Origin of the sequence: Streptomyces sp. NPDC046866 (assembly GCF_040704625.1) — a bacterium.
Lineage (GTDB): Bacteria > Actinomycetota > Actinomycetes > Streptomycetales > Streptomycetaceae > Streptomyces.
In genome coordinates this window covers 167,893-193,211 of sequence record NZ_JBEYXN010000002.1, presented here as the reverse complement: position 1 = coordinate 193,211, position 25,319 = coordinate 167,893, and the positions used below count along the sequence as shown (strand labels likewise).

The window sequence follows — 25,319 nt, the reverse complement described above, 5'->3', positions numbered from 1 at the left end:
CGGCGGGGCTGGACGGGCCGGACCTGCGGCTCGGGCGCGGGCGGGGCTGGACGGGCCGGACCTGCGGCTCGGGCGCGGGCGGGGCTGGATGGTTCCGGGTCCGCGTCTCCGACGGGGACGCGGCTGGAGGGGGCCGGATCCGCGTCTCCGACGCGGGCGGGGCTGGAGGGGCCGGGTCCGCGTCTTCCGCGGGTCGGCTCGGCTGCGGGCGGCCGGCCCGGGGCTCCGGGAGGCGGCCTCAGCGCCGGGCCAGCGCACGCGCCAGGTGGTCCGCCGTGCGGCCCCGGCCGGAGCGCGCCACCTGCTCCGGCGTGCCCGCCGCCACGACCCGGCCGCCCTCGGCGCCACCGCCCGGCCCCAGGTCGACGACCCAGTCCGCACCCGCCACCACGTCCATGTCGTGCTCCACGACCACCACCGAGTGGCCCGCGTCCACCAGCCCGTGCAACTGCCGCATCAGCACCCGCACGTCCGCCGGGTGCAGCCCCGTCGTCGGCTCGTCCAGCAGGTACAGGGTGTGGTCGCGGCGCAGCCGCTGGAGCTCCGCCGCCAGCTTGATCCGCTGCGCCTCGCCGCCCGACAGCTCCGTGGCCGGCTGCCCCAGCCGCAGGTAGCCGAGCCCGATCTCCTCCAGCGCCCGCAGGCTCCGCGCCGCCGCCGGGACCTCCGCGAAGAAGGCGGCCGCGGACTCCACCGTCAGCGCCAGCACCTCCGCGATGTTCAGCCCGTCGTGGCGGACCCGGAGCGTCTCGGCGTTGTACCGGGCCCCGCCGCACTCCGGGCACGGGGCGTACGTACTGGGCAGGAACAGCAGCTCCACCGAGACGAAGCCCTCGCCCTGGCAGGTCTCGCACCGCCCGCCCGGCACGTTGAAGGAGAACCGGCCCGCCTTCCAGCCGCGCTCGCGCGCCCCCGGCGCCGCCGTGAAGAGCCGGCGCACCACGTCGAACAGCCCGGTGTACGTGGCCAGGTTGGACCGCGGGGTCCGGCCGATCGGCTTCTGGTCCACCTCGACCAGCCTGCGCACGGGGAACCCCGGATCGGCGAGCCGCTCGCCCACCTCCGCGGCGAGCACCTGCCCGACCAGCGTGGACTTGCCCGACCCCGACACCCCGGTAACGGCCGTGAACACCCCGAGCGGGAACTCCACGTCCACACCGCGCAGGTTGTGCCGCCGGGCCCCGGCCAGCCGGACCGCCCCCCGCGCCTCCCGTACCTCCCGCACTGGACCGGGCTCCGGCGCGGGCGCGGGAAACAGGTGCCGGGCCGTCGCCGACCCCGCGACACCGGCCAGCTCCCGCGGCGGCCCGCTGTGCAGCACCTGTCCGCCGTGCTCCCCGGCCAGCGGGCCGACGTCCACCAGCCAGTCCGCGTGCCGCACCACATCGAGGTGGTGCTCCACCACGAACACCGTGTTCCCCGCAGCCTTGAGCCGGTCCAGCACGCCGAGCAGCGCCTCGGTGTCGGCCGGGTGCAGCCCTGCCGACGGCTCGTCCAGTACGTACACCACCCCGAACAGCCCCGACCGCAGCTGGGTCGCCAGCCGCAGCCGCTGCAGCTCGCCCGCCGACAGCGACGGCGCGGTGCGGTCCAGGCTGAGGTAGCCGAGCCCGAGCTCCACGACGGGCCCGATCCGCGACCGCAGGTCCTCGGCGAGCACCCGCGCCGCCTCCCCGGCCGGGTCCCCCTGCGCCTGCGCCTGCGCGAGCAGCCGGTCCAGGCCGGTCAGCGGCAGCGCTGCCAGTTCCGCGATGGTCCGGCCCGCGAAGGTGACGGCCAGGGCCTCGGGCCGCAGCCGCCGCCCCTCGCAGACCGGGCAGGGCGAATCGGTCAGGAAGCGCTCGGCGCGGGCCCGCAGGGTCGCGCTCTTGCTGTCCGAGAAGGTCTTCATCACATAGCGGTGGGCGCTCATGTACGTGCCCTGGTAGGGCCGTTGGATGCGGTCCGCGTCCCGCACCGGGTGCACCGTGACGACCGGCTGCTCCTCGGTGAACAGGATCCACTCGCGTTCCGCCGCCGGCAGCTCCCGCCAGGGCGCGTCCACGTCGTGGCCCAAGGCCTCCAGGATGTCCCGCAGGTTCTTGCCCTGCCAGGCCCCCGGCCAGGCGGCGATGGCGCCCTGACGGATCGACAGCCCGGGATCGGGGACGAGCAGGTCCTCCCTGGTGCGGTGGATGCTGCCGAGTCCCTGGCACGAAGGGCAGGCCCCGGCCGCCGTGTTGGGGGAGAACGCGTCGGAGTCCAGGCGCGGCGCGCCCGGCGGATAGGTCCCGGCGCGGGAGAACAGCATGCGCAGGGAGTTCGACAGCAGGGTCACCGTCCCCACGGAGGACCGCGAACCGGGGGAGGAGCGGCGCTGCTCCAGGGAGACCGCCGGAGGCAGCCCGGTGACCGAGTCCACCTTGGGGGCGCCGATCTGGTGGATCAGCCGCCGGGCGTACGGGGCCACCGACTCGAAGTAGCGCCGCTGGGCCTCGGCGTAGAGCGTGCCGAAGGCGAGGGAGCTCTTCCCCGAGCCGGAGACCCCCGTGAACACGGTCAGGACGTCGCGCGGAATGTCCACGTCCACCCCGCGCAGATTGTGCTCCCGGGCGCCCCGCACCCGTACGAACGGATCGAGCGGCTGCGGCTGCGGCTGTGACTGCGGCGGAGAGGGGGAGGGGGAGGGAGCCGCGGCCGGGGCGCCCGCGGGGCCCGGAAACTCGGTGGAGTGGTGCATTCGCCCCAGTTTACGGGGACCGGCCGGTCAGGGACCCGTCAGGACGGCCTGGCCGGCGGCTCCGGGCAGCCCCGCCAGCCGGGCCAGCCTCCCGAAGGAATCCAGCAGGGCCGCCCGGTCGTACGTGGACGTGGTGACCAGCAGCTCGTCCGCCCCGGTGAGCGTCGCCACCTCGGCCAGCTGCGCCGCCACCTGCTCCTCGGTGCCGTGGACGTGCCCGCCGAGCGCGCCCTCGTACAGCTCCCGCTCCTTCGGGCTCATCTCCAGCGCCTCGACCTCCTCGGCCGGGCGCAGCGGCGGGAAGCTGCCCCGGGTCCGCGCGTACGCCACCGACCAGGCCTCCGGTACGAGGATCCGCCGGGCCTCCTCCTCGGTGGCGGCGACGGCCACCGACCCGGAGACCACCACGTACGGCTCCGCCCGCCGGTCGGAGGGCCGGAACTCCTCGCGGTAGCGCTCCACGATCCCGGCGACCCGCCCGCGGTTCCGCAGATCGCCCACCACCAGGGGCAGCCCCGCGCGGGCCGCGATGCCCGCCCCGTCGCCGGTGGCCAGCACGTACGCCGGGATCCGCAGCCCCTCCGCCGGGCGGGCGTGCACCTCGGGGTGGGCCCGCTGCGTCCCGTCGAGCCAGCCCAGCAGCTCGGCGAGCTGTTCCTCGAACCGGTCGGCGTCGTCGGTGCCGCGGCCCAGCGCCCGGCGGATGCCGCCGGTGAAGCCGACGGAGCGGCCGAGGCCCATGTCGATCCGGCCGGGGAAGAGCGACTCCAGTACCCCGAACTGTTCGGCGACGACCAGCGGCCGGTGGTTGGGCAGCATCACGCCGCCGGTGCCGACCCGGATCCGCCGGGTCGCGCCGGCGACGGCGGCGGCCAGCACGGCCGGGGCCGAGCCCGCCACCCCGGGCACGCTGTGGTGCTCCGACACCCAGAACCGGTGGTAGCCGAGCCGTTCGGCCTCGCGGGCGAGTTCGACGGTGTCGCGCAGGGCCTGCGGGGCGGGATGCCCCTCGCGGACGCGGGACCGGTCGAGGACGGAGAGTCTGCGGATCACACACGTCTCAACGTCCGCCGCCCGCCGGCATTCCCCGACCCAGGCCGTCTCTTCCGGATCCTGCCTGACCCGCGCCGCCCGGCACCGCACCTCGCCGCGTTGGCGGTGCACCTGGATACGTCCAGTACAAGGGCCCCCCGCCAACACGCCGATGCACGGCACCGGACGACGCGGGCTTGACCGGCAAGATCCGAAAGAGACGACCTAGGCTGGCCCGCATGAGTGAACGCGCCGACCGCCGCCCCCTGGCCGTCTTCGACATCGACAACACGCTGGCCGACACCGACCACCGCCAGCACTTCCTGGAGCGCCGCCCCCGCGACTGGGACGGCTTCTTCGGTGCGGCCCCGGCCGACCCGCCGCTCGCCCGCGGGGTGGCGCTGGCGGTGGAGCGCGCGGCCGACAGCGAGATCGTGTACCTGACCGGGCGCCCGGAGCGGTGCCGGGCCGACACGGAGGAGTGGCTGACCCGGCACGGCCTGCCCGAGGGCCGGGTGTGGATGCGCGGCAACCAGGACCGGCGCCCGGCCCGGACGACCAAGCTGGAGGTGCTCCGGCGGATCGCCCGGGGCCGGGAGGTGCGGGTGCTGGTGGACGACGACGAGCTGGTCTGCCAGGCCGCGCGCGCCGCGGGCTTCCCGGTGGTCCTGGCGAACTGGGCGGCGGACGCGCCCGAGCTCAAGGCGGCCCAGGAGGGGGAGGGGCGCACCTGAGCCCGGTCGGCGCGCCTGCGGCGGGCGTCAGTCCTCGTCGTCGAGGCGGAACCCGACCTTCAGCCCCACCTGGTAGTGCGCGATCGCCCCGTTCTCGATGTGGCCGCGCACTTGGGTGACCTCGAACCAGTCCAGCTTGCGCAGCGTTTGGGCCGCCCGCGCGATGCCGTTGCGGACGGCCTGGTCGATGCCTTCGGTGGACGTGCCGACGATTTCGGTCACCCGGTACGTGTGGTTGGACATGGAGGTCTCCCGCGTGTGGGGGCTTCGTCTGTTCTACGGTGCCCCAGTACGCCCCGCTCCGCGAGCTATGACCGGAGAATCCCCTGGGAAAGGACCTTGACCGGCCCATTGGTCTATGCCAATTTCAAGCCATCTCAGATCGCTCCCCAGAAGGTGACCTTCCGTGAAGATGCGCTTGCCCGCCGTGTGCACCGCCCTCGCGGCCGCCGCCGCCCTCACCGGCTGCAGCGGACCGGCCGGGTCGGCCGGCGCCCCGCAGAAGGTGACGCTCTGGCTGATGAAGGGCAGCGCGTCCGAAGGATTCGTCACGCACTTCACCGCCGACTTCGAAAAGGAGCACCCCGGCGTCGACCTCGACGTCCGCGTCCAGGAGTGGACCGGCATCGGCGAGAAGGTCGACGCCGTCCTCACCGGCAAGGGCGCCGACCGCGCCGACGTCATCGAGGTCGGCAACACCCAGGTGGCGCGGTACATCGAGACGGGGGGCCTCTCGGAGCTCACCCTCGAAGGCCTGCGCACGTGGGGCAACCAGGACTGGCTCGAGGGCCTCGCCGACCCCGGCAGCATCAACGGCGCCCAGTACGGCGTCCCCTGGTACGCCGCCAACCGCGTGGTGATCTACAACAAGGACCTCTTCGCATCCGCCGGCATCAAGAACCCGCCCAGGAACCGCCAGGAGTGGATCCAGGCCACCCAGAAGCTCGACAAGGGCGACCAGCAGGGCATCTACCTCCCCGGCCAGAACTGGTACGTCCTGTCGGGGTTCGTCTGGGACGAGGGCGGCGACCTCGCCGTCGAGAACGCCGGCACGTGGAGCGGCGCACTCGACGACGAGAAGGCCCTGGCCGGCATGGAGTTCTACAAGCAGCTCCAGGCCCTCGGCGACGGCCCCAAGGACGCCGACGAGGAGACGCCCCCGCAGGCCGAGGTGTTCGCCCGCGGCAAGGTCGCGCAGATCATCGCCCCGCCCGGCCAGGCCGCCGCCATCGAGGCCGCCAACCCCGCCCTGAAGGGCAGGCTCGGCTTCTTCCCCGTACCCGGCAAGACCTCCGACAAGCCCGGCGCCGTCTTCACCGGCGGCTCCGTCCTGATCGTCCCCGCCAAGACCACGCAGCGCGACCACGCCATCGACGTGATCACCGCCCTGGTCGGCGAGAAGTGGCAGACCGAACTCGCCCGCACCATGAGCTACGTGCCGAACAAGACCACCCTCGCGCACGTCGTCGAGGGCAACGAGGGCGCCGCCGCCATGGCCGCCGGCGCCGCACAGGGCCGGGCCACCCCCAAGTCCGCCCGCTGGGCCGAGGTCGAGGCCAAGAACCCGATCAAGCCGTACATGACGGCCGTCCTCACCGGCCAGGATCCCCGGCGGGCCGCGAGGACCGCCTCCGAGGCGATCGGCAGGGTGCTGAACTCCGCCCGCTGACGCCCACGCCCCCCTTCCCCGTGTGCTCCGCCGAGTTCAGCGTCCGCACACCCGGGGGCCGCGGAGCGGTCACGTCGAGTCCAGCCGGTCACGGAAGAAGTAGAGGAGCCGGTCCGCCACACCCGCGGCCCGGCCCGTGCCCGGACCAGGAGCCGCCATGACCATCGCACCCCTGTCCCCCTCCGCCCTTCCCCCCGCCCCCTCCCCTGCCGGTTCCCCGCTCGCCCCGGCCGGCGCCGCCACCCGGTACGCCGTCCGGCTCGCCCGCACCGAGGAGGAGGTCCGCGCCGCCCAGCGGCTGCGCCACCTGGTCTTCGCCGGAGAGCTCGGCGCCCGCCTGGACGGACCCGAGCCCGGCCTGGACTCCGACGCCTTCGACGCGTACTGCGACCACCTCCTCGTCGTCGAGGAGGAGACCGAACAGGTCGTCGCCACCTACCGGCTGCTGCCCCCCGAGCGCGCCGCCGTCGCCGGGCGCCTCTACTCCGAGGGCGAGTTCGACCTCTCCGCCCTCGCCCCCATCCGCCCCGACCTCGTGGAGGTCGGCCGCTCCTGCGTCCACCGCGACCACCGCAACGGCGCCGCCATCGCCCTCATCTGGGCCGGCCTCGCCCGCTACATGGACCGCTCCGGGCACAACTGGCTCGCCGGCTGCTGCTCGATACCGCTCGCCGACGGAGGCGTCCTCGCCGCCGCGACCCGCGAGAACGTCCTGCCGCGCAACCTCGCCCCCGAGGCCTACCGCGTCACCCCGCACCTGCCCTGGAAGCCCGAGGGCACCGCCTTCCCCGACCGCACGCCGCTGCCCCCGCTGCTGCGCGGCTACCTGCGCCTGGGCGCCTGGGTCTGCGGCGAGCCCGCCCTCGACGCCGCGTTCGGCTGCGCCGACCTGTACGTGCTGCTCTCGCTCAAGCGCACCAACCCCCGCTACCTCAAGCACTTCCTCTCGCTCGCCCCCACGGCATGAGCGTCTGGCTGCCCACCTCGCCCTGCACCCCCACGGCCTGCGCCGACCACGCGGGCCACACCGTGGGTGCGCCGCGCGCGGTCCTGCGGCTCATCGGCGCGGCCGTCCTGCTGCTGCTCGGGATCCTGGGCGCCCCGCCGGTCCGGCTGCTGCCGGTGCGGCCCCGGCACGCCGTCGTCCGGGCCTGGTCGGCCGCACTGCTGCGGGCCTTCGGCCTGCGCACCGCCGTCCACGGCGGCCAGGGACCGCCGGGCGGCCGCCTCATCGTCTCCCACCACGTCTCCTGGCTGGACGTCCCGCTCGTCGCCGCCGCCCTGCCCTCCCGGATGCTGGCCAAGAGCGAGATCGGCGAGTGGCCCGTCCTCGGCCGGCTCGCCGCACAGGCCGGCACCCTCTTCATCCGGCGCGACCGGATCCGCGCCCTGCCCGACACCGTCGCCACCCTCGCCCGGGCCCTGCGCGCCGGGGAGCGGATCACCGTCTTCCCCGAGGGCAGCACCTGGTGCGGGCGCGCCCACGGGCCCTTCCGGCGGGCCGCCTTCCAGGCCGCCCTCGACGCGGACGCCCCCGTCCAGCCCGTCCGCATCTCCTACCTGCTCCCCGACGGCAGCCCCGCCGGGGCGGCCGCCTTCGTCGGGGAGGACCCGCTGGCCGCCTCCCTCTGGCGGATCGCCCGTGCCCGGGGGATCCGCGCCGAGCTGCGGCTGCTGCCGCAGATCCCGCCGGGCCGGCACCCGACCCGGCGGGAGCTTGCGGCCGCCGCTCAGGCCGCCGTCTGCGGCGCCCGGCCCGCCTCCCCGCCGGCCACCGACAGCGACAGGGCGAAGCGGCCCCCGGCATCCGTCCACCACCGGGTCATGTCCAGCCCGGCCGACGCCAGTTCCCTGCGTACGCCCTCCTGACGGAACTTCGCGGACACCTCCGTCAGGATCTCCTCACCCTCCTCGAACGGCACCAGCAGATCCAGGGCCCGGACCTTCACCACCAGCTCCGACCGGGCCCGCAGCCGCATCTCGATCCACTCCTGCTCCCTGTTCCACACCGCGACGTGCTCGAAGTCCTCGACCGGGAAGTCCGCGTCCAGCTCCCGGTTGACCACCGCCAGCACGTTCCGGTTGAACTCGGCCGTCACCCCCTGCGCATCGTCGTACGCCGCCACCAGCACGGACTCCTCCTTGACCAGGTCCGTCCCCAGCAGCAGCGCGTCCCCCGGCGAGAGCATCGCCCGTACCGAGGCCAGGAACCGGGCCCGCTCCGCCGGCAGCAGGTTGCCGATCGTGCCGCCGAGGAACACCACCAGCCGCGGCCCCGGCGCCTGCGGCAGCCGCAGCGGCTTCGTGAAGTCGGCCAGCAGCGCCCGCACCCGCAGCCCGGGATGCTCCGCCAGCAGCGTGCGGGCCGCGCCCTCCAGCGCACTCCCGCTCACGTCCACCGGTACGTAGGTGTCCAGCCCGGGCATCGCCTCGATCAGGTGCCGGGTCTTCTCCGACGACCCCGAGCCCAGCTCCACCAGGGTGCGGGCCCCGCTCGCCGCGGCGATCTCATCGGCCCGCTCCCGCAGGATCTCCCGCTCGGCCCGCGTCGGGTAGTACTCCGGCAACCGGGTGATCTCCTCGAACAGTTCGCTGCCCCGCGCGTCGTAGAACCACTTGGGCGGCAGCACCTTCGGGGCCCGCGTCAGCCCCAGCAGCACGTCCTCGCGCAGCGCCGTCTCCGCGGCGTCCTCGTCGAGGGTGCGGGTCAACCGGAAGTCATTCACTGGGCGTCTCCTTGAGCGGGGTCAGCACGACCCGGGTGCGGTGGGCGGTCAGCAGGGTCCGGTCGGGCACCTCGCACCAGCGCGGGTCCGCGTCGTACGGCTCGGAGGCCACCACGACGCGCTGCGCCGGCACATCGGCGAGGTACCACAGCGAATCCCCCCAGGCCGTCGCGGCGATGGCCGCGCCGTCGGTCAGCAGCAGGTTCAGCCGGGACCCGGGAGCCGCCTCGGCCAGCTCGCGCACGGCCTCCGCGAGCGCGGTGCCGAGGTCGTCGCCCGCGCGCAGCCGGTGCAGCACCAGCGCCCAGACCAGCGCCGAATCCGTGGTGGCGGCCAGCGACAGCAGCTCCGCGGGCGGCAGGGCGGCCGCCAGCGGCGCCGCCGAGTCCGGCCAGCCCCGCACCGCGCCGTTGTGGCTGAACAGCCACGGCCCGGCTGCGAACGGGGCGGCCGCGGCCTCGCCCTCCGCCCCGGCCAGCGTCGCGTCCCGTACGGCGGCCAGCGCCGCCCCCGCGCGCACGACCCGGGCCAGGTCGGCGAAGGTCAGGTCGCCCCAGATCGGCCCGTAGCGCCGGTAGCGGGCCGGCACCGGATCGCCCTCCGCGTACCAGCCGACGCCGAACCCGTCGGCGTTCACCGTGCCGCTGACCTGCCGGCGCGGATCCCACGACTGCCGTACGAGCGAGTGCTCCGGATCGCTCAGCAGTCGGCCGAGAGGCACCTCCGGCCCCACATAAGCGATGTGGCGGCACATCAGGCACCGTCCCGCGCCGTGCGGAACCCGGAGAAGATCTGCCGGCGCACCGGCAGGTCCCAGTTGCGGAACGTGCCCCGGCAGGCCACCGGGTCCACCGCGAACGAACCGCCCCGCAGCACCTTGTACTCCGGGCCGAAGAACACCTCCGAGTACTCCCGGTACGGGAACGCCCGGAACCCCGGATACGGCAGGAAGTCCGAGGACGTCCACTCCCACACGTCACCGATCAGCTGGCGCACCCCGAGCGCGGACGCACCGGCCGGATAGCTCCCCGCCGGGGCCGGACGCAGGTGCCGCTGCCCCAGGTTGGCGTGGGCCGGGGTCGGGTCGGCGTCGCCCCACGGATAGCGCCGGGAGCGGCCGGCCGCCGGGTCGTGCCGAGCCGCCTTCTCCCACTCCGCCTCCGTGGGCAGCCGCCGGCCCGCCCAGCGGGCGTACGCGTCCGCCTCGTACCAGCTCACGTGCAGCACCGGCTCCTCGCCCGGCACCGGCTCGGTCACCCCGAACCTGCGGCGCAGCCACCGGCCGCCCTCCCGGCGCCAGAACAGCGGCGCGCCGATGTCGTGCCGGCGGACCTGCTCCCAGCCCTCGGGCGCCCACCAGCGCGCGTCGCGGTAGCCGCCGTCCGCGATGAACGCCTCGTACGCGGCGTTCGTCACGGGCACCGTGTCGATCCAGAACGGGCCGGTCTCGCGGACGTGCGCAGGCCGCTCGTTGTCCAGCGACCACGGCTCGGCGGACGTGCCCATCGTGAACGGGCCGCCGGGAACCAGCACTTCGGCCGCCTCGGGCGGCGGCCCCGCCGGCGGGTCGGGGTCGGGGGCGGTCAGTACCGCCTCGCCCTTCCGCAGCTGGTGTGTGATCAGCATCGTCTCGTCGTGCTGCTGTTCGTGCTGGGCGATCATCCCGAACACGTAGCCCGAGTCGAGCAGGGCCGTGCCCTCCAGCGGCGTGCGCTCCAGGAGGTCGAAGACGCGCCCGCGGACCTCCGCCGCGTAGCGGCGCGCCTCGGCGGGTCCCAGCAGGGGCAGCTTGGGGCGCTCGGCCCGCGGATGCTCGAAGGCGTCGTACAGGGGGTCGATCTCGGGGTGCATGGCCTCGCGGCCCCCGACGCGGCGCAGGAGCCAGAGCTCCTCCATGTTGCCGATGTGCGCGAGGTCCCACACCAGCGGCGACATCAGCGGGGAGTGCTGGGCGGTCAGGTCGTGGTCGCCGACCGCGTCGGTCAGCCCGGCCGTGCGGGCGCGGGCGGCCGCCAGGGCGGTCAGGGCCCGGTCGCGGACGGTGGCCGGGGAGCGGTGCAGGACGCTTTCCGCGGGCTCCGCTCCTGCGGGTGCGGCCCCGGTGCCTCCTGCTGCCGCCGGTCCTGTTCCCGCCGGTCCTGTTCCCGTGGTCATCGCCGGCCCCCCGTCCCGGTCAGCTGGTCCTCGCTCGCACCGCTCTCGTCGGCCGGACATCGTCCGCGCAGCACGAACCGCTCCGTGAAGGCGCCCACCGCGTCCTGTACGGGCGGGCTCGCGCCGAGCCGGGGCAGCGCCTCGGCCGCGGCCCGGAAGCAGGTCTCCGCCGCTGCGCGCAACACCGGATCGGCCAGGCCGTGGCGGGCCGCGGACTGCCAGAGGGGGTTGCGCGGGGCGTGGCGGGCCCCGTAGGCCCCGGCGAGCGCCTCGGACACCCGGTACCCGGTCTCGGCGGCCTCCGGGTCGTCGAACAGCGCGTGCACGACGGCCACCGGTACCAGCCAGCCGTCGTCACCGGGCTGTGCGTCGATCATCCGCAGCTCCAGGTGCCCGCGCGGGCGTACCGGGGGGAAGAGGGTGGTGAGGTGGTACTCCAGGTCCTCGGCGGTGGGCGGGCGCAGGGCCCCGTGGCCGTGGGCGGGCACCGGCCGGCCGTCCGGGCCGGCGGCGCGCAGCCAGTCGCGGAACGTCAGGCCGCGGGGAACCGCCCAGGGGGCGGCGGGACCTGCGGCGGGCGACCGCACGCACATCACCTCGGTGTCGAGCGCGTGCCGGGTCCACGCGGTGCGCGGCTCGGCGTCCAGCGCCGGGGCGAGCGCACGCCGGGCGTCGAGGTCGCTCCAGATCCCCTGGCGCGCGCACCGCCATCCCGCGTACCGGCCCTCGCGGGCGGGGGAGTTGGCGAACGCCGCCACGAGGACGGCGCCCAGCAGGTGGGTCAGCCGCCAGCGCCGGCCGTAGCCCAGCGGGCCCGGCTCCTCGCCGCCCGCGTCCACGCAGACCTGCACGGAGGCGGTGGAGCACATCATGGCGCGGCCGGCCGGGCCGAAGCGGTCGAGGTAGGTCTCCATCGCCTCGTAGCGCGGGCTGGACAGCAGCCGGCGCGCGGGGCGGCGCCGGTCCAGGCCGGCGCCGTGGAGGACCAGGCCCCGGGAGCGCAGTACGGCCCGCACGGCGGCCAGATCGGCGCGCAGGCCCTCGACGCAGGCGGAGAGGGAGGCGGCGGGGGCCGAGCTGAGTTCCAGCTGCCCGCCGGGTTCGATGCTGAAGCGGGAGTTCAGGCGGAGGGTGCGGGCCGCGTCGTGGGCGGCGGTGAGCCGTTCGGGCGGCAGGGGCTCGCCGGGCCGCTCGGCATCCAGCACGAGCCATTCGAGCTCGGCGCCGAGCACGCGGGGCGGCCCTGTCTTGAAACAGATGCCGTGGACGAGCTCCTCGGCGGTCGCTTCGGTGATCGTGGACGAGTCGCCTGGGGAACGGGATGAGCGTGGGGCGGATGAATCCTGAGGCAGCATGGCCGGATCTCCTGTCCTGGGCGGTGACTTGACCATGCCTACCCGTCCCCCTCGGGTACCGAAGAGTCGAATCGAGCCGCATTTCTTTCGCGTCGTTCCGCTGGCCGCACCGGAAAACGCGTGGACCCCTGCGCCCGGGGCTGCCGACGATGGGGCCGTGAGCAGCAGATTGCGTGAGATCGCGCGGGAGAACGCGAACATCGTGGCGACCGGTGAATACCGGACACGCTCGGGGCGGCATGTCTCCCTCGCCGCCGCCCTGGCGGAGGCCAAGGCCGGCACCAGGATATATGGGCCAGACCCGGTCATTCCAGACGATCAGCCGGTGGCCGGACGGGGCCGTACGTCCATCCAGGTCACGGCCGAGAGCAGCACGGTGGCAGCGCGTAGGCTCGCCGCCGGGGCCCCGGAACCGGGCGGCGTGGCGGTGCTCAACTTCGCCTCGGCCCGGAATCCCGGCGGCGGCTACCTCCGCGGGGCCAAGGCCCAGGAGGAGGCGCTGTGCCGCGCGTCGGCCCTGTACGAGACGCTGCTGCTGGCTCCGGAGTACTACGCGGCCCACCGCGCGCAACGCAGCACGTTCTACACCGACCGGGTGATTCACTCGCCCGGCGTGCCCGTGTTCCGAGACGACCGCGGCGAGCTGCTGGACACCCCGTTCCGCGTCGGCTTCCTCACCTCCCCGGCCCCGAACGCCGGGACGATCCGCAGCCGGGAGCCCGAGCGCACCGCCGAGATCCCGGCCGCCCTCGCCCGGCGCGCGGAACGCGTCCTGGAAACGGCCGCGCTGCACGCCTACCCCCGGCTGGTCCTGGGGGCGTGGGGGTGCGGGGTGTTCCGCAACGACCCGGCGCAGGTGGCGGAGGCCTTCCGCGGGCTCCTGGCCGGGCGCTTCGCCGGGGTCTTCGAACAGGTGGTGTTCGCGGTGCTGGACCGGGATCCGCGGATGCGGGGGGTGTTCGAGCGGGTGTTGTCGGGGAAGGGCGACGGCGAGGGCTAGCTGTATTGCCCTGGGAGGTTGGGGACGCGGCGGCGCGAAGGCAGTCGCGGGCCGGACCGGCCCGAACGCGCCGTACTCCGACATCATCACCGCACGCACTCCTCGACCACTGCCTGAACGGCGCGCCATCCCTGCGACAGCGGCGCGACCCTCCTCAGCCACGCAGCGGCTCGGGCCGGGTGCCCGCGCCGGTGCGCCCCGGATGCACGCTGCCGACTGGCCGGGAGCGGGACGGGTGGCCAGGATCGGAGCATGCGCGTCGCTCCTGATGGTCGGTCCGGCCCGGGTGGGCCGGGGGCCGGGGATGACAGCGGCCGGCTCGAGCGGTTCGAGGCGCGGATGCGGCTGCCGGTGATCGCGGCGGCGGTCCTTCCGCTCGTTGTCGTTCCCCAGCCCGGCGCATGGTTCAGCACCGCCGTCAATGTCGCCGCCTGGTTGGTGTTCCTCGCCGACTACGTGGTGCACGTACGCCACCTCGACCGGTACACGAGCTCGGCGCTCGGCCGTTTCGACCTCTTCGTCGTCATCGCCACGGCCCCCTGGTTCCTGCTGCCCGGCGCGCAGGCGGGAGGGTTCGTCGTCGTCCTGCGCGTGGCACGACTGGCCCGGCTGCTCCTGGTGACCAGGGGGGCGCGGCGCCTGCTGGCACGGCTGCAACGGGTTTCCGTGGTCGCGGCCGGCGTGGTGCTGGCCGCCGCGGTGGTCGCCTACCACGCCGAACGGCCGGTCAATCCGGAGTTCGCGACGTTCGGTGACGCCCTGTGGTGGGGCGTGGTGACACTGACCACGGTCGGCTACGGCGACATCGCCCCGCAGACCTCCGCCGGGCGGTGGGCGGGCTTCGGCATCATGGTCACCGGAATCGGCGTCCTGGGCATCCTCGCCGGCATCCTGGCCAGCTTCTTCGGGTCCGATGAGGACGGTGGGCCGGCCGCCGCTCCCGACGAGCAGGCACGGAAGCCCGCCGCCCGCCCCGCCGAAGCCTCACTCGACTCCCTGACCGCCGAGATCGCGGCCCTCCGCGGGCAGGTGGAGGCCCTCACCCAGCGGCTTGCCGGATCCGGTCCGGATCCGCCGCGCCGGGACCGCCCCGGCGACGACCGGCCGCGCTGAGTGCACTGAGGCCGGAGGTGGTGCGGGTCGGGGTCAGGTGACCGGCTACCGCCAGCCGTAGCGCTGCCGGAGGCGGTCGACGACCAGGTCGAAGCGTCCGCGGTCCAGCGCGCACGCCTCGCGCCGCATCCCGCCCTCGTGGACCCGCAGCACCCGGTCCAGATCCACCCAGGACTCGCGTCCGGCGCCGTCCCACGCTCCGGTGCCGATCGGCACCCACTCCCGGTCGTCGTCGTGCCGCTTGCTGGACAGCTGTACGGCCAGAAGCGTCGGCCGGCCCGGCTCCCGGGCGACGACCAGCACGGGGCGGTCCTTGCCGCGGCCGTCGTTCTCCTCGTACGGGACCCAGGTCCACACGATCTCGCCGGGGTCGGGATCCCCGTCGGGGTCGGGGGAGTAGGACGTGCGGACCGGGCCGATGGCCCGCGGGTCGGCCTCGGCCGTGGCGGTGGCCCCGGCGCGGCCAGGCTGCTCGAGGTACGGGGAGCCGTGCGGTGAAGGTGCCGTCATCCGGGAGAGGTTAGCGGGCGCCGCTCGCCGGTCGGCGCGAGCGTGCGGCGGGGCGGCGCTCAGCCCGTGACCAGGGCCAGGACGAGGCCGTCGTACCCCTTGCCGCCGACGGTCTGGAGGGCGGTGGCCGTCAATCGCGGGTGCTCGGCGATGAGTTCGGTGAAGCGGCGGACGCCCTGCACGCGCGGGTCGCTGCTCGCCGCGTCGGTGACCGCCCCCTCGCGGACCACGTTGTCGCCGATGATGACGCTGCCGGGCCGGGTGAGCTCGAGGGCCCAGCGGAGGTAGTCCGGGTTGGACGGCTTGTCGGCGTCGATGAAGACCAGGTCGAACGGCTCCTCGCCGGCGAGCTGCGGGAGGAGGTCGAGCGCCTTGCCGCACCGGATGTCGACGAGCTGCTCCAGGCCGGCCCGGGCGACGTTCGCCGCGGCCACGCCGGCGCAGTGCGGGTCGGCCTCCAGCGTGACCAGCCGCCCGTCCGCCGGAAGGGCCCGGCCAAGCCAGATGGTGCTGTACCCGCCGAGGGTGCCGATCTCCAGGATGCGCCGGGCTCTGCGGATCCGGGCGAGCAGGTGCAGCAGCTTCCCCTGGTTCGGGGCCACCTGGTGCGGAGGGAGCCCCGCGGCTTCGGAATCGGCGGCGGCGCGCACGAGCGCGTCGTCCTCCCGGACGAGCAGCCCGTCGAAGTAGCCGTCCACGGCGGTCCAGGTGTCCTGCGGATCGGTCATGGCGGGGCCCTTCGGGGTGTCGGCGGCGTACCTGCTTACCGGTTCCCTGAAGGAACGTACATGAGGCGAGGGGTCCGCAACAGTCGCCCGCCGCTCGGCCAACCCCCGCGGGAAAAAGGCCAGATGGGCGGCCGTGACCCCCTGCTACGGTGGGCCGATGGCATCGATCAAGGAATTCCAGGTCACCTTCGACTGTGCAGAACCCGAGCGCGTCGCCCGTTTCTGGTGTGAGGTGCTGGGGTACGTCGTACCGCCGCCGCCCAAGGGGTTCGCCACGTGGGGTGATTACGACCGCTCGCTGCCCCCCGAGCGGCAGGGTGCGTCCTTCGCCTGCGTCGATCCCTCGGGTGTGGGCCCCCGACTGCTCTTCCTCCGGGTCCCCGAGGGCAAGACCGTCAAGAACCGGGTGCACCTCGACGTGCGGGTCGCCACCGGGCTCGAGGGGGAGGAGCGCCTCGCCGCACTCGAGGCCGAGGGCGCACGGCTGGCCGGGCTCGGTGCCGTGCGCGTGCGGCTGCTGCGTGCCGACGGCTTCGACGAGTCGTGCCTCGTGATGCAGGACGTCGAGGGCAACGAGTTCTGCCTCGACTGACCCTTGCGGCCTGCGCCGCCGCGATCACGCCGAAAGGGACCGCCCCGTGCGGCGGTTGCCGGGGCGCCGCCGAGCCCCACGGGGCTCCGGGGACCGGGGTGATCACCGGCATCGGGTTCCGGCCAACCGCCCGCCTCCGGGGGGCCGTGGTCTGGAAGGATGCCACGGCGATGTCTCAGTCTCCGGCTTCCCCTCCGACTCCGGCCGCCGCCTCCTCCTCCGCGCCGCCGAAGCCCCCCGCCCCGCCGACCAGCGCCGACGTGGCCCGCCTGGCCGGGGTCTCGCGGGCGACCGTGTCGTACGTGCTGAACAACGCGGAAGCCGTCCGCATCAGCGAGCCGACCCGCCGCAAGGTCCGTCGGGCCGCCGAGGAGCTGGGGTACGTCCCGCACGCCGCCGCCCGGAGCCTGCGGGCCGGCCACACCCGGATCGTGCTCCTGCCCACCGCGCACGTGCCGATCGGGCCGCTGCACAGCGGCTTCCTCGACGAGCTCCAGCGGGCGCTGCGCCGCCTCGACTACACCGTCGTGCAGTACGCCAGCCTCGGCCTCAGCGGCGACGAGGCCGCCCGGGCCTGGGCCGAGCTGCGGCCCGTCGCCGTGATCTCCTTCGGGGAGACCGCCCTCGCCGAGCGCGACGTCGACACCCTCAGACGGGCCGGAGCCCGCGCGGTGGTCACGGTCGGGCCGACCCGCGTCCCCGGGGCCCACGCCCTGGTGATGGACCAGGCCGAGGTCGGCGTCCGGGCGGCGCAGCACCTGGTCGAGCGGGGCCACCGGCGGATCGGTGTCGTCGTCCCGCAGGAGGAGGGGCTCGGGCTGTTCGCCGGGCCGCGTCTGGAGGGCGCCCGCTCCGTCCCCGGGGCCCGCACCGAGCCGCTCCCGATGGCCTACACCGAGGAGTCCGCCGCGGCGCTCGCCGCCCGGTGGCGCTCCCTCGGCCTGGGAGCGGTGTTCGCGTACAACGACGAGTACGCGATGCTGCTCATGCGCGCCCTCCTGGACGAGGGCCTGCGGATCCCCGAGGACGTCGCCGTCATCGGCGCGGACGACCTGCTGGTCGGAAGGCTGCTGCGGCCCCGGCTGAGCACCGTGCGGACCGAGCTGCCGACCGGCGAGCACCTGGCGGAGCTGGTGGACCGGGCGGTGCGGGAGCCGTCCGAGATCACCGAGAGCCGCGGGCCGGTGGCCGCCGCCGCCGTCCGGCGCGAGTCCACCTGATCTCCCCGCCCCCGCCGGGCGGGCGTTGACAGGCGGTGACCGGCGGGCGGAGACTGCGGGCGCGCCCCACCGGGCGCGCCCGGCGTCGTACCCGGTGCCGACGGCGGCACCGGCCGCGGCGCCGCCCGTACGGATCCGCCCAGGAGAGACGCGATGAGCATCCGCACCGTCCGCGACGTGTACGTCGTCGACGCCGTCCGCACCCCGATCGGCAAGTTCGGCGGAGCCTTCGCCGGGGTCCGCCCCGACGACCTCGCCGCGCACGTGGTGCGCTCGCTCGTGGACCGTACGCCTTCCCTCGACCCCGCCCGCATCGACGACGTCGTCTTCGGCGACGCCAACGGGGCCGGCGAGGACAACCGCGACGTGGCCCGCATGGCCGTGCTGCTCGCCGGCCTGCCCGTGACCGTCCCCGGTGTGACCGTCAACCGGCTGTGCGGCTCCGGCCTGGAGGCGGTCATCCAGGCCGCCCGGTCCATCGCGCTCGGCGATTCCTCCATCGCCATCGCGGGTGGCGTGGAGTCCATGACCAGGGCCCCCTGGGTCGTGCAGAAGCCGGAGCGCCCCTTCCCCGCCACGCACCAGCAGATGTGGTCCACCGCGCTGGGCTGGCGGATGACGAACCCGCGCATGCCCGGCGACTGGACCGTCTCGCTCGGCGAGGGCGCCGAGCTCATCGCCGAGAAGCACGGCATCACCCGCGAGGCGCAGGACCTCTTCGCCCTGGACAGCCACCGCAAGGCGGCGGCCGCCTGGGCGGCCGGCCTGTACGACGACGAGGTCGTGTCCTACCCGGGCGTCGAGCTGGCACGCGACGAGTCCATCCGGGAGGGCTCCACCCCCGAGGCGCTGGCCCGCCTGAAGCCGGCGTTCCGGACGGACGGCACCGGTACGGTCACCGCCGCCAACGCCTCGCCCCTCAACGACGGCGCGGCGGCCCTGCTGCTGACCGACGAGGCGGGGCTGGCGGCCACCGGGCGGGAGCCGCTGGCGCGGATCAGCGCCTCCGCGGTCACCGGCATCGAACCGCAGCTGTTCGGGCTGGGTCCGGTCGAGGCCGTGCAGCGGGCGCTCGCCAAGGCGGGCACGACCCTGGCCGGCCTGGACGTCATGGAGTTGAACGAGGCCTTCGCGGCGCAGGCGCTGGGCTGCCTGGCCGCCTGGCCGGAGCTGGACCCGGCGGTCGTCAACCCGCGCGGCGGGGCCATCGCGATCGGGCACCCGCTCGGCGCCTCCGGCGCCCGGCTCGCCGGCGCGGTCGCGCACCAGCTCGCCGCCGCGGGCTCGGGCACCGGCATGGCCGCGCTGTGCATCGGCGTCGGGCAGGGGATCGCGCTGGTGCTGGAGCGCTGACGGCCGCACCCTCCGCCGCGACGGCCCAGGCCGTCGCGGCGATCGTTTCCGGTCAGTATGGCCCGCCAACTGCCCAATAACACGACAGAGTTGGTGCCTCCGGTCTGGCACGATGGCGCGTGCTGCCGCCCCCCTGCCCGCCCATCCCCCTCCCGGAGGCCCCGCGCCATGCCGCTCCTCGACCCGACGCTCCGGCAGGACGGACCGACCCTCACCGGCGGTACCGCGCCCGTCGTCGAACCCGCCACCGGCCGCACCCTCGCCACCCTCGACCTCGCCGCACCCGCCGATGTGGCCGAGGCCGCCGCACGCGCCCGCGCCGCCCAGCAGGACTGGGCGCGGGCCGGCCACACGGAGCGCGCCGCCGTGCTGCGCCGCGCCGGCGACCTGTTCGCCGCCCACGCCGCGGAGCTGCGCGCATGGCTGGTGCGGGAGTCCGGCTCGATCCCCGGCAAGGCCGACTTCGAACTGCACGTCGCCGCCCAGGAGTGCTACGAGGCCGCCGCGCTGGCCTCCCGTCCCGCCGGCCAGGTGCTGCCGAGCGAGGCGCCCCGGCTCTCCTTCACCCGCCGGGTTCCGGCCGGGGTCGTCGGCGTCGTGGCCCCGTTCAACGCCCCGCTCATCCTGGCGATCCGCTCGGTCGCACCGGCCCTGGCCCTCGGCAACGCGGTGCTGCTCAAGCCGGACCCGCGGACCGCGGTGTGCGGCGGGCTGGCGCCGGCCGCGGTGTTCGCGGCGGCCGGCCTGCCGGACGGGCTGCTGCACGTGCTGCCCGGCGCGGCCGGCACGGGGGCGGCGGTGGTCGCCGATCCGCTGGTGCGCGTCGTGTCGTTCACCGGGTCCACGGCCGCCGGCCGGGCCGTCGCCGAGCTGGGCGGGCGCCACCTCAAGCGGCTGCACCTGGAGTTGGGCGGGAACTCCGCCCTCGTCGTCCTGCGCGACGCCGACGTCGAGGCCGCCGTCGCACAGGCCTCGTGGGGCTCCTTCTTCCACCAGGGGCAGATCTGCATGACCGCCGGCCGGCACCTGGTGCACGCCTCGCTGTACGACGAGTACGTGGAGCGGCTGGCCGCCCGCGCCGAGTCGCTGGCGGTGGGGGACCCGTACCGCGACCGGGTCCACCTGGGCCCGCTGATCGACGCCGCGCAGCGCGACCGGGTCCATGAGCTGGTCGCGGCCAGCACCGCGCAGGGGGCCAAGCTCGTCGCCGGCGGCACCCACGACGGGCTGTTCTACCGGCCGACCGTCCTCGCCGGCGTCGACGACGACACGCCGGCCTACACGGAGGAGGTGTTCGGCCCCGTGGCGCCCGTACGGTCCTTCGCGACGGAGGAGGAGGCGGTGGCGCTGGCCGCGGCCGGCCCGTACGGCCTCTCCCTCGGGATCGTGACCCGGGACGCCGCGCGCGCACTGGAGCTGGCCGAGCGGATACCGACCGGGATCGTGCACGTCAACGACCAGACGGTGAACGACGAGCCGGTGGCCCCCTTCGGCGGAGTCGGCGCGTCCGGTACCGGGGCGCGGTTCGGCGGGGAGGCGAACCTGGACGCCTTCACGGAGCTGCGCTGGACCACGCTGCGGTCCGCACCCCCCGGACACCCGTTCTAGCCGACGCCGCCCGGGCTGCCCGAAGGCAGCCCCAGCCCGGCCAGGCCGGCCCCGGGTGCCCTGCCCGACCGCCCCGCCGGCCCCGGTGGCGGAATGCCGGCGGCCGGTCGATCGTTCAGAGACCATACGAGGCAGGCAACCAGGAGGTCCGAACCGTGGCTACTGTCGAGCTCACCAAAGAGAACTTCGACCAGACGGTCAGCGAGAACCCGTTCGTGCTGATCGACTTCTGGGCGGGCTGGTGCCGACCGTGCCTGCAGTTCGCCCCGGTGTACGAGAAGGCCTCCGAGGCCCACCCCGACCTGCTCTTCGCCAAGGTCGACACGGAGGCCCAGCAGGAGCTCGCCGCCGCCTTCCAGATCACGTCGATCCCGACGCTGATGATCGTCCGGGACCAGGTGGCGATCTTCGCCCAGCCCGGCGCGCTGCCCGAGGCGGCCCTGACCGACCTCATCGGCCAGGCGCGCGCGCTCGACATGGACGAGGTCCGCGCGAAGATCGATGCGGCGCAGCAGGACCGTGGCTAAGGTGACGGGGACACGAGCCCCGGGGAGCCCCTGAGCAGCCGGGCCTCGCCCGGTCTACCCCTGGCCCTGGAGGGCGCGCATGTCGGAAGCGGTGGAGTACGACGTCGTGGTCCTCGGCGGCGGCCCGGCCGGCGAGAACGTCGTGGACCGCACCTGCGCCGCCGGGCTCAGCACGGCCCTCGTCGAGAGCGAGCTCGTCGGCGGGGAGTGCTCGTACTGGGCCTGCATCCCCAGCAAGGCCCTGCTGCGCCCGGCGCTGGCGCGGGCGGACGGCCGCCGGGTGCCCGGGCTCGCGGGGGCCGTCGGCGGCCCGCTGGACACCGCGGCGGTCTTCACGCACCGCGACTACTGGACGGGCCACTGGAAGGACGACGGCCAGGCCGACTGGCTGGAGTCCGTCGGCGCCCACCTCCTCCGCGGCCACGGCCGGCTCGACGGGCCGCGCCGGGTCGTCGTCACCGGCCCCGAGGGCGAGCACCACGTCCTGGCCGCCCGGCACGCGGTCGTCGTCGCCACCGGCTCGCGCGCCGTGATCCCCCCGCTGCCCGGGATCGCCGGGGCCCGGCCCTGGACCAGCCGGGAGGCAACCTCCGCACGGCAGGCGCCGGGCCGGCTGCTGATCGTGGGCGGCTCCGTGGTGGCCGCCGAGATGGCCACGGCCTGGCAGGCCCTCGGCTCCCGGGTCACCGTGCTGGCCCGCGGCCCCCGGCTGCTGCCGCGGATGGAGCCGTTCGCGGGGGAGCTGGTCGCCGAGGCGCTGCGGGAGGCCGGGGCGGTGGTGCGTACGGGCGTCTCGGCCGAGGCGGTCGTACGGGACGGGGGCAGCGGCCCGGTACGGGTGGTGCTGGAGGGCGGCGAGATCGTCGAGGGCGACGAACTGCTGATGGCGACCGGCCGGGCGCCGCGCACCGAGGACCTCGGACTGGACACGGTCGGGCTGATGCCGGGCGACTGGATCGAGGTGGACGACAGCTGCCGCAGCGAGGCGCACGAGTGGCTGTACGCGGTCGGCGACGTCAACCACCGGGCCCTGCTGACCCACCAGGGCAAGTACCAGGCCCGGATCGCGGGCGCCGCCATCGCCGCCCGTGCGGCCGGCACCGCGGCGGCGGCGGACACCGGCCCGTGGGGTGCGCACGCGGCGACCGCCGACGTACGGGCCCTTCCGCAGGCCGTGTTCACCGACCCCGAGGCGGCGGCGGTGGGCCCGACCCTGGCCGAGGCGGAGCGGGCCGGGCACCGGGTCCGCGCGGTCGACTTCGACCTGGGCAAGGTCTCCGGCGCGGGCCTGTACGCCGACGGCTACCGGGGGCGGGCCCGGATGGTCGTCGACCTGGACCGGGAGGTGCTGCTCGGCGCCACCTTCGTCGGACCGGGCGCGGCCGAGCTGGTGCACGCGGCCACGATCGCCGTCGCCGGGGAGGTCCCGATCGGCCGGCTGTGGCACGCGGTCCCCGCGTTCCCGACGATCAGCGAGATCTGGCTGCGGCTGCTGGAGGCGTACCGGGGGTAGCCCGCCGGGCCCGGCGTGGCCCGGGCGCGGCGGGCCCGACCGGCGCGCGATCGCGCGGGCCGGTCGGCGGGGGCCGGCGTCAGGGGCCGACGGTGATCTGCTGCGCCGGGTCGGTCGTGTCGGTGACCTTGTAGACGGCGTTGAAGACGGACGAGGTCGCGCTCGTCGGGCAGCCGAAGCCGCCCGTGACCGTCACCGGCACGGAGGCGTTGGTGAAGGTCAGGCTCGGCGGGGCGCCGTTGACCCAGCCGGCGGTGACGTTCGCCGGGCCTGCGGGCGCGGCGGTGACCGTACAGGTGGCCAGGCCGGTGGTGTGCACGACGAGCCCGCCGGTCGGCACCGTCATGGTGGCGGTGACCGGGGAGCCGTCCTGCATGGAGACCGACCAGGAACCGCTGGTGGTGACCGTCGGGGTGACGCCCGGCATGCTGGACGTGCACGAGGTGTACGTCGGCGGGGTGATCGGCGAGGAGACGGGACCGGCGGCGTTCTGGTTGCCGGGAGCCGCCGGGACGGCGCCGGTGGAGACCGAAACCGTGCAGGTCACCGTCACCGAACCGGCCTTCAGCGTGGCCTTGCCGCTGAGGGCGGCCTTGAAGGCGTGCCCGGCCGGGGTGACGGTGGTCGACCCGGCCAGCGGTGCGGGTGCGGCCGCGGGGGAGGCGGTCGCAGTGGCCGAGGCCGCGGACAGCACTCCGGCGGCTGCCAACCCGAGGGCGAGCGCGGTGCGCCTTCTGCTCATGGCTGTGCTCCTTGGGGATCGGGGTGCGGGGGAGAGGGGGACGGCGCGGGCGTGGGGGTGGAGGTCGGGGCGGGGGAGCCGGACGGAGACGGGGACGGGGACCGGGCGGCATCCGGCTGCCAGGCGAACACCAGGCCGCCGCCGAGGATCCCGAGCAGGGTGCCGATCAGGAAGCCGCCGAGGTTGGACAGCACCAGGGCGGCGGTCGCGATCAGCGTGGTCAGCACACCGGCGAGGCCGCGCTGTGCGGGGGCGAACCAGGCGGTGAGGCCGAGCACGATCATGACCAGCCCCATGAGGACGGACGGGATGCCCGCCACGCCCTGCTGGAGCATGACCTTCAGCGGTGCCAGGGGCAGGGCGCAGATCTCCGCCCCGGCGAGGACGGCGAAGAGCCCGCCCCAGAACGGCCTGCTGCGCCGCCACCGCCGCCAGCGCCTCAGAAGCATTCCTTCTTGCCCTTGCTGATGTTCATGCTGAGGCCGGAGAGCTTGAAGGTGCCCGCGTTGGTGGCCCAGGCCGTCTGCTGGAGATCGGTGATGCTGACGGTGTCGGCCTGCTGGGCGAACAGGTCCTGCATGCCGACGGCTTCGGCCGGGCCCTTGTCGAGGGTGGAGGCGTCGCGGCCGATCTCGATGTTGGTGAAGACGGCGTTGCCGGAGAGCTGGGTGGCGTCGACGAAGAGGTTGCTCGCCTCGACGGGGGCGTTCCTGCCGGCGGTGAGGTTGAGCGAGATGTCACCGACCACCGGCAGCGAGGTCACCACCGACTGGCACAGGTGGTGGAGCTTGGCCTCCCTGATGGCGGTGACCGCCACCGGGATCAGCTCCTGGCGGGCGTTGACGTCGACGCTGCCGTACTGGGCGAAGCCCTCGCCCTCCAGGCTGTCGGCCGACACCTTGAACTGCTGCCCCGACACGGCGAAGGAGGCGGCGAGCGCGCCCTGTGCGAGGGCGATGCCGAGGCCTGCGGTCACGGCCACGGCGGGGAGGGTCAGGACGGCGAAGCGACGCCAGCGGACCCGGCCGCTGCCGGCGGCGTCGGTGCCGTCGGCAGCGGGGGCGGCGTCTCTGCCGGGTGGGCCGGATACATCCGATAAGTGGGAGTAAGGGGAGTCCGTCATGAGATCGTCCCTTATTTCGGCTGTGCACCGTTGTTACCGACGAGTTGAATGTAAGAGTGCCAATGACGGTTGGCAAGGTTGTTCGAGCGTGCCCTTTCGGTCGACTCCTACCGGTCGGTCACTGCTGTGACCGCAGCAGTTCGGCGACCTCCGCCTCCATGCGCAGGGCCATCGCCTTGGCGAATTCCGCGGCCACGACCTCGCGCGCCACGGGCCGCAGCGCCGCCGCGGCCGCGCCGATGTGATCCAGTTGCGTGGCCGAAAGCCGCCCCAGCCCGTCCGCCCCGATCACATGCCGCCGGAACAGCCCGACGAACCGGTCGGCGAGCGCGCCCGCCTGGACCTGGAGGAAGTCCCCCGCGTCCAGGATCTCCGCGAGCGGCACGCCCTGGCGCACCAGGGTCAGCGTCGCCTCCAGCAGCCGCCGGCTGCGGTGCGTGACGCGGTCGCCCTCGATGCGTACGTACCCGAGCCGCTCCGCCCGCCGGGTGTCCTCGGCCGTGGCCGCCGGGCCGAAGAGCTCGCCGAGCTCGGCCAGGCTCATGGTGACCGGCTCCTCCCGGACCCAGTCGCGGGTCATCTCCCGCTCCATCCCCAGCAGTTGGGACAGGCCGCCGCCCGCCTCCCAGGCGTGCAGCAGCTCGCCGATGCCGTTGACGGTGTAGCCGCGCCCGAGCAGGTCGCTGATCAGGCGCAGCCGGGTCAGGTGGTCCTCGGAGTACCAGGCGATCCGGCCCTCGCGGCGCGGCGGCGGCAGCAGCCCCCGCTCCTGGTAGTAGCGCAGGTTGCGCACCTTGACGCCGGCCGCGCGGGCCAGGTCCTCGCGGCGGTAGCGGCCGGCGCCGCCGCTCGTGCCGTCGTCCGCCGCGTCTTCGTGCACCAGGCTGCTCACGCGGCCGAG

24 protein-coding genes and 1 pseudogene are annotated in these 25,319 nt (G+C 74.9%); 12 read left to right on the top strand and 13 right to left on the bottom strand.

Annotated features, from left to right (window positions below; genetic code table 11):
- Positions 1–238: 238 nt before the first annotated feature.
- Both AB0953_RS04200 and AB0953_RS04195 read right to left on the bottom strand, forming a co-directional pair.
- The gene (locus AB0953_RS04200; protein ID WP_366857842.1) at positions 239–2,719 is read right to left on the bottom strand and encodes an excinuclease ABC subunit UvrA; all 2,481 of its coding nucleotides are present in this window, start codon (positions 2,717–2,719) and stop codon (positions 239–241) included.
- 27 nt (positions 2,720–2,746) lie between these two features.
- On the bottom strand, positions 2,747–3,772 hold the full coding sequence (locus AB0953_RS04195; protein WP_366857841.1) for an MsnO8 family LLM class oxidoreductase: 1,026 nt from the start codon (positions 3,770–3,772) through the stop codon (positions 2,747–2,749).
- A 218-nt stretch (positions 3,773–3,990) separates the two neighbouring features.
- Between AB0953_RS04195 and AB0953_RS04190 the strand changes: the two genes are divergently transcribed.
- Positions 3,991–4,485, top strand: a complete 495-nt coding sequence (locus AB0953_RS04190) for a hypothetical protein (RefSeq protein WP_366857840.1) — start codon at positions 3,991–3,993, stop codon at positions 4,483–4,485.
- A gap of 27 nt (positions 4,486–4,512) precedes the next feature.
- Here the strand turns inward: AB0953_RS04190 and AB0953_RS04185 are convergent, their stop codons facing one another.
- Positions 4,513–4,728 (bottom strand): dodecin, encoded by a 216-nt coding sequence (locus AB0953_RS04185; RefSeq protein WP_361915025.1) that lies wholly within the window; start codon positions 4,726–4,728, stop codon positions 4,513–4,515.
- A 169-nt stretch (positions 4,729–4,897) separates the two neighbouring features.
- Between AB0953_RS04185 and AB0953_RS04180 the strand changes: the two genes are divergently transcribed.
- From AB0953_RS04180 to AB0953_RS04170, 3 genes and pseudogenes are all read left to right on the top strand, one after another.
- Entirely contained in the window at positions 4,898–6,154 is a 1,257-nt protein-coding gene (locus tag AB0953_RS04180) for an extracellular solute-binding protein (RefSeq protein ID WP_366858166.1), read from the top strand.
- A 157-nt stretch (positions 6,155–6,311) separates the two neighbouring features.
- On the top strand, positions 6,312–7,121 hold the full coding sequence (locus tag AB0953_RS04175; RefSeq protein WP_366857839.1) for a GNAT family N-acyltransferase: 810 nt from the start codon (positions 6,312–6,314) through the stop codon (positions 7,119–7,121).
- Positions 7,118–7,699: pseudogene (locus AB0953_RS04170) on the top strand (lysophospholipid acyltransferase family protein); the annotation flags it as partial. The gene AB0953_RS04175 and the pseudogene AB0953_RS04170, both read left to right, overlap by 4 nt.
- Before the next feature lie 185 nt (positions 7,700–7,884).
- Here AB0953_RS04170 and egtD read toward each other — a convergent pair.
- The 4 genes from egtD to egtA are packed head-to-tail and all read right to left on the bottom strand — an operon-like array spanning position 7,885 to position 12,389.
- Positions 7,885–8,880, bottom strand: a complete 996-nt coding sequence (gene egtD, locus AB0953_RS04165) for an L-histidine N(alpha)-methyltransferase (protein WP_366857838.1) — start codon at positions 8,878–8,880, stop codon at positions 7,885–7,887.
- Complete coding sequence (gene egtC / locus AB0953_RS04160) at positions 8,873–9,634, bottom strand: ergothioneine biosynthesis protein EgtC (protein WP_366857837.1); 762 nt, start codon at positions 9,632–9,634, stop codon at positions 8,873–8,875. The genes egtD and egtC overlap by 8 nt, the downstream gene beginning before the upstream one ends.
- On the bottom strand, positions 9,634–11,034 hold the full coding sequence (egtB, locus tag AB0953_RS04155) for an ergothioneine biosynthesis protein EgtB (RefSeq protein ID WP_366857836.1): 1,401 nt from the start codon (positions 11,032–11,034) through the stop codon (positions 9,634–9,636). Before egtB ends, egtC begins: the two co-directional genes overlap by 1 nt.
- The gene (gene egtA, locus AB0953_RS04150; RefSeq protein ID WP_366857835.1) at positions 11,031–12,389 is read right to left on the bottom strand and encodes an ergothioneine biosynthesis glutamate--cysteine ligase EgtA; all 1,359 of its coding nucleotides are present in this window, start codon (positions 12,387–12,389) and stop codon (positions 11,031–11,033) included. The genes egtB and egtA overlap by 4 nt, the downstream gene beginning before the upstream one ends.
- Positions 12,390–12,546: 157 nt before the next feature.
- Here egtA and AB0953_RS04145 point away from each other — a divergent pair, with 157 nt between their 5' ends.
- Entirely contained in the window at positions 12,547–13,389 is an 843-nt protein-coding gene (locus AB0953_RS04145; RefSeq protein WP_366857833.1) for a TIGR02452 family protein, read from the top strand.
- Between the two features lie 252 nt (positions 13,390–13,641).
- Entirely contained in the window at positions 13,642–14,502 is an 861-nt protein-coding gene (locus AB0953_RS04140) for a potassium channel family protein (RefSeq protein WP_366857832.1), read from the top strand.
- Positions 14,503–14,547: 45 nt separating this feature from the next.
- On the opposite strand, the gene AB0953_RS04135 is transcribed toward AB0953_RS04140, so the two are convergent.
- The gene (locus AB0953_RS04135) at positions 14,548–15,012 is read right to left on the bottom strand and encodes a type II toxin-antitoxin system PemK/MazF family toxin (RefSeq protein WP_366857831.1); all 465 of its coding nucleotides are present in this window, start codon (positions 15,010–15,012) and stop codon (positions 14,548–14,550) included.
- A 59-nt stretch (positions 15,013–15,071) separates the two neighbouring features.
- Positions 15,072–15,740 carry an O-methyltransferase gene (locus AB0953_RS04130; RefSeq protein WP_366857830.1) on the bottom strand — a complete coding sequence of 223 codons (669 nt, stop codon included), beginning with the start codon at positions 15,738–15,740 and terminating at the stop codon, positions 15,072–15,074.
- Between the two features lie 157 nt (positions 15,741–15,897).
- Between AB0953_RS04130 and AB0953_RS04125 the strand changes: the two genes are divergently transcribed.
- From AB0953_RS04125 to AB0953_RS04100, 6 genes are all read left to right on the top strand, one after another.
- Positions 15,898–16,332 carry a VOC family protein gene (locus AB0953_RS04125; protein WP_366857829.1) on the top strand — a complete coding sequence of 145 codons (435 nt, stop codon included), beginning with the start codon at positions 15,898–15,900 and terminating at the stop codon, positions 16,330–16,332.
- Positions 16,333–16,502: 170 nt separating this feature from the next.
- Positions 16,503–17,552, top strand: a complete 1,050-nt coding sequence (locus tag AB0953_RS04120) for a LacI family DNA-binding transcriptional regulator (RefSeq protein ID WP_366857827.1) — start codon at positions 16,503–16,505, stop codon at positions 17,550–17,552.
- Between the two features lie 153 nt (positions 17,553–17,705).
- Positions 17,706–18,905, top strand: coding sequence for a thiolase family protein (locus tag AB0953_RS04115; RefSeq protein WP_366857826.1), 1,200 nt, complete (start codon positions 17,706–17,708; stop codon positions 18,903–18,905).
- Positions 18,906–19,073: 168 nt separating this feature from the next.
- Positions 19,074–20,513 (top strand): aldehyde dehydrogenase family protein, encoded by a 1,440-nt coding sequence (locus tag AB0953_RS04110; protein WP_366857825.1) that lies wholly within the window; start codon positions 19,074–19,076, stop codon positions 20,511–20,513.
- A 155-nt stretch (positions 20,514–20,668) separates the two neighbouring features.
- Complete coding sequence (locus AB0953_RS04105) at positions 20,669–21,040, top strand: thioredoxin domain-containing protein (protein WP_366857824.1); 372 nt, start codon at positions 20,669–20,671, stop codon at positions 21,038–21,040.
- A gap of 79 nt (positions 21,041–21,119) precedes the next feature.
- Positions 21,120–22,553 (top strand): NAD(P)/FAD-dependent oxidoreductase, encoded by a 1,434-nt coding sequence (locus AB0953_RS04100; RefSeq protein WP_366857823.1) that lies wholly within the window; start codon positions 21,120–21,122, stop codon positions 22,551–22,553.
- Between the two features lie 79 nt (positions 22,554–22,632).
- On the opposite strand, the gene AB0953_RS04095 is transcribed toward AB0953_RS04100, so the two are convergent.
- The 4 genes from AB0953_RS04095 to AB0953_RS04080 all read right to left on the bottom strand — a co-directional run bounded on the left by AB0953_RS04095 (position 22,633) and on the right by AB0953_RS04080 (position 25,310).
- Positions 22,633–23,295, bottom strand: a complete 663-nt coding sequence (locus AB0953_RS04095; RefSeq protein ID WP_366857822.1) for a hypothetical protein — start codon at positions 23,293–23,295, stop codon at positions 22,633–22,635.
- On the bottom strand, positions 23,292–23,744 hold the full coding sequence (locus AB0953_RS04090; protein ID WP_366857821.1) for a DUF6114 domain-containing protein: 453 nt from the start codon (positions 23,742–23,744) through the stop codon (positions 23,292–23,294). The genes AB0953_RS04095 and AB0953_RS04090 overlap by 4 nt, the downstream gene beginning before the upstream one ends.
- On the bottom strand, positions 23,735–24,292 hold the full coding sequence (locus tag AB0953_RS04085; RefSeq protein ID WP_366858165.1) for a DUF6230 family protein: 558 nt from the start codon (positions 24,290–24,292) through the stop codon (positions 23,735–23,737). Before AB0953_RS04085 ends, AB0953_RS04090 begins: the two co-directional genes overlap by 10 nt.
- A gap of 244 nt (positions 24,293–24,536) precedes the next feature.
- Positions 24,537–25,310 carry a MerR family transcriptional regulator gene (locus AB0953_RS04080; protein WP_366857820.1) on the bottom strand — a complete coding sequence of 258 codons (774 nt, stop codon included), beginning with the start codon at positions 25,308–25,310 and terminating at the stop codon, positions 24,537–24,539.
- Between the last annotated feature and the right edge of the window lie 9 nt (positions 25,311–25,319).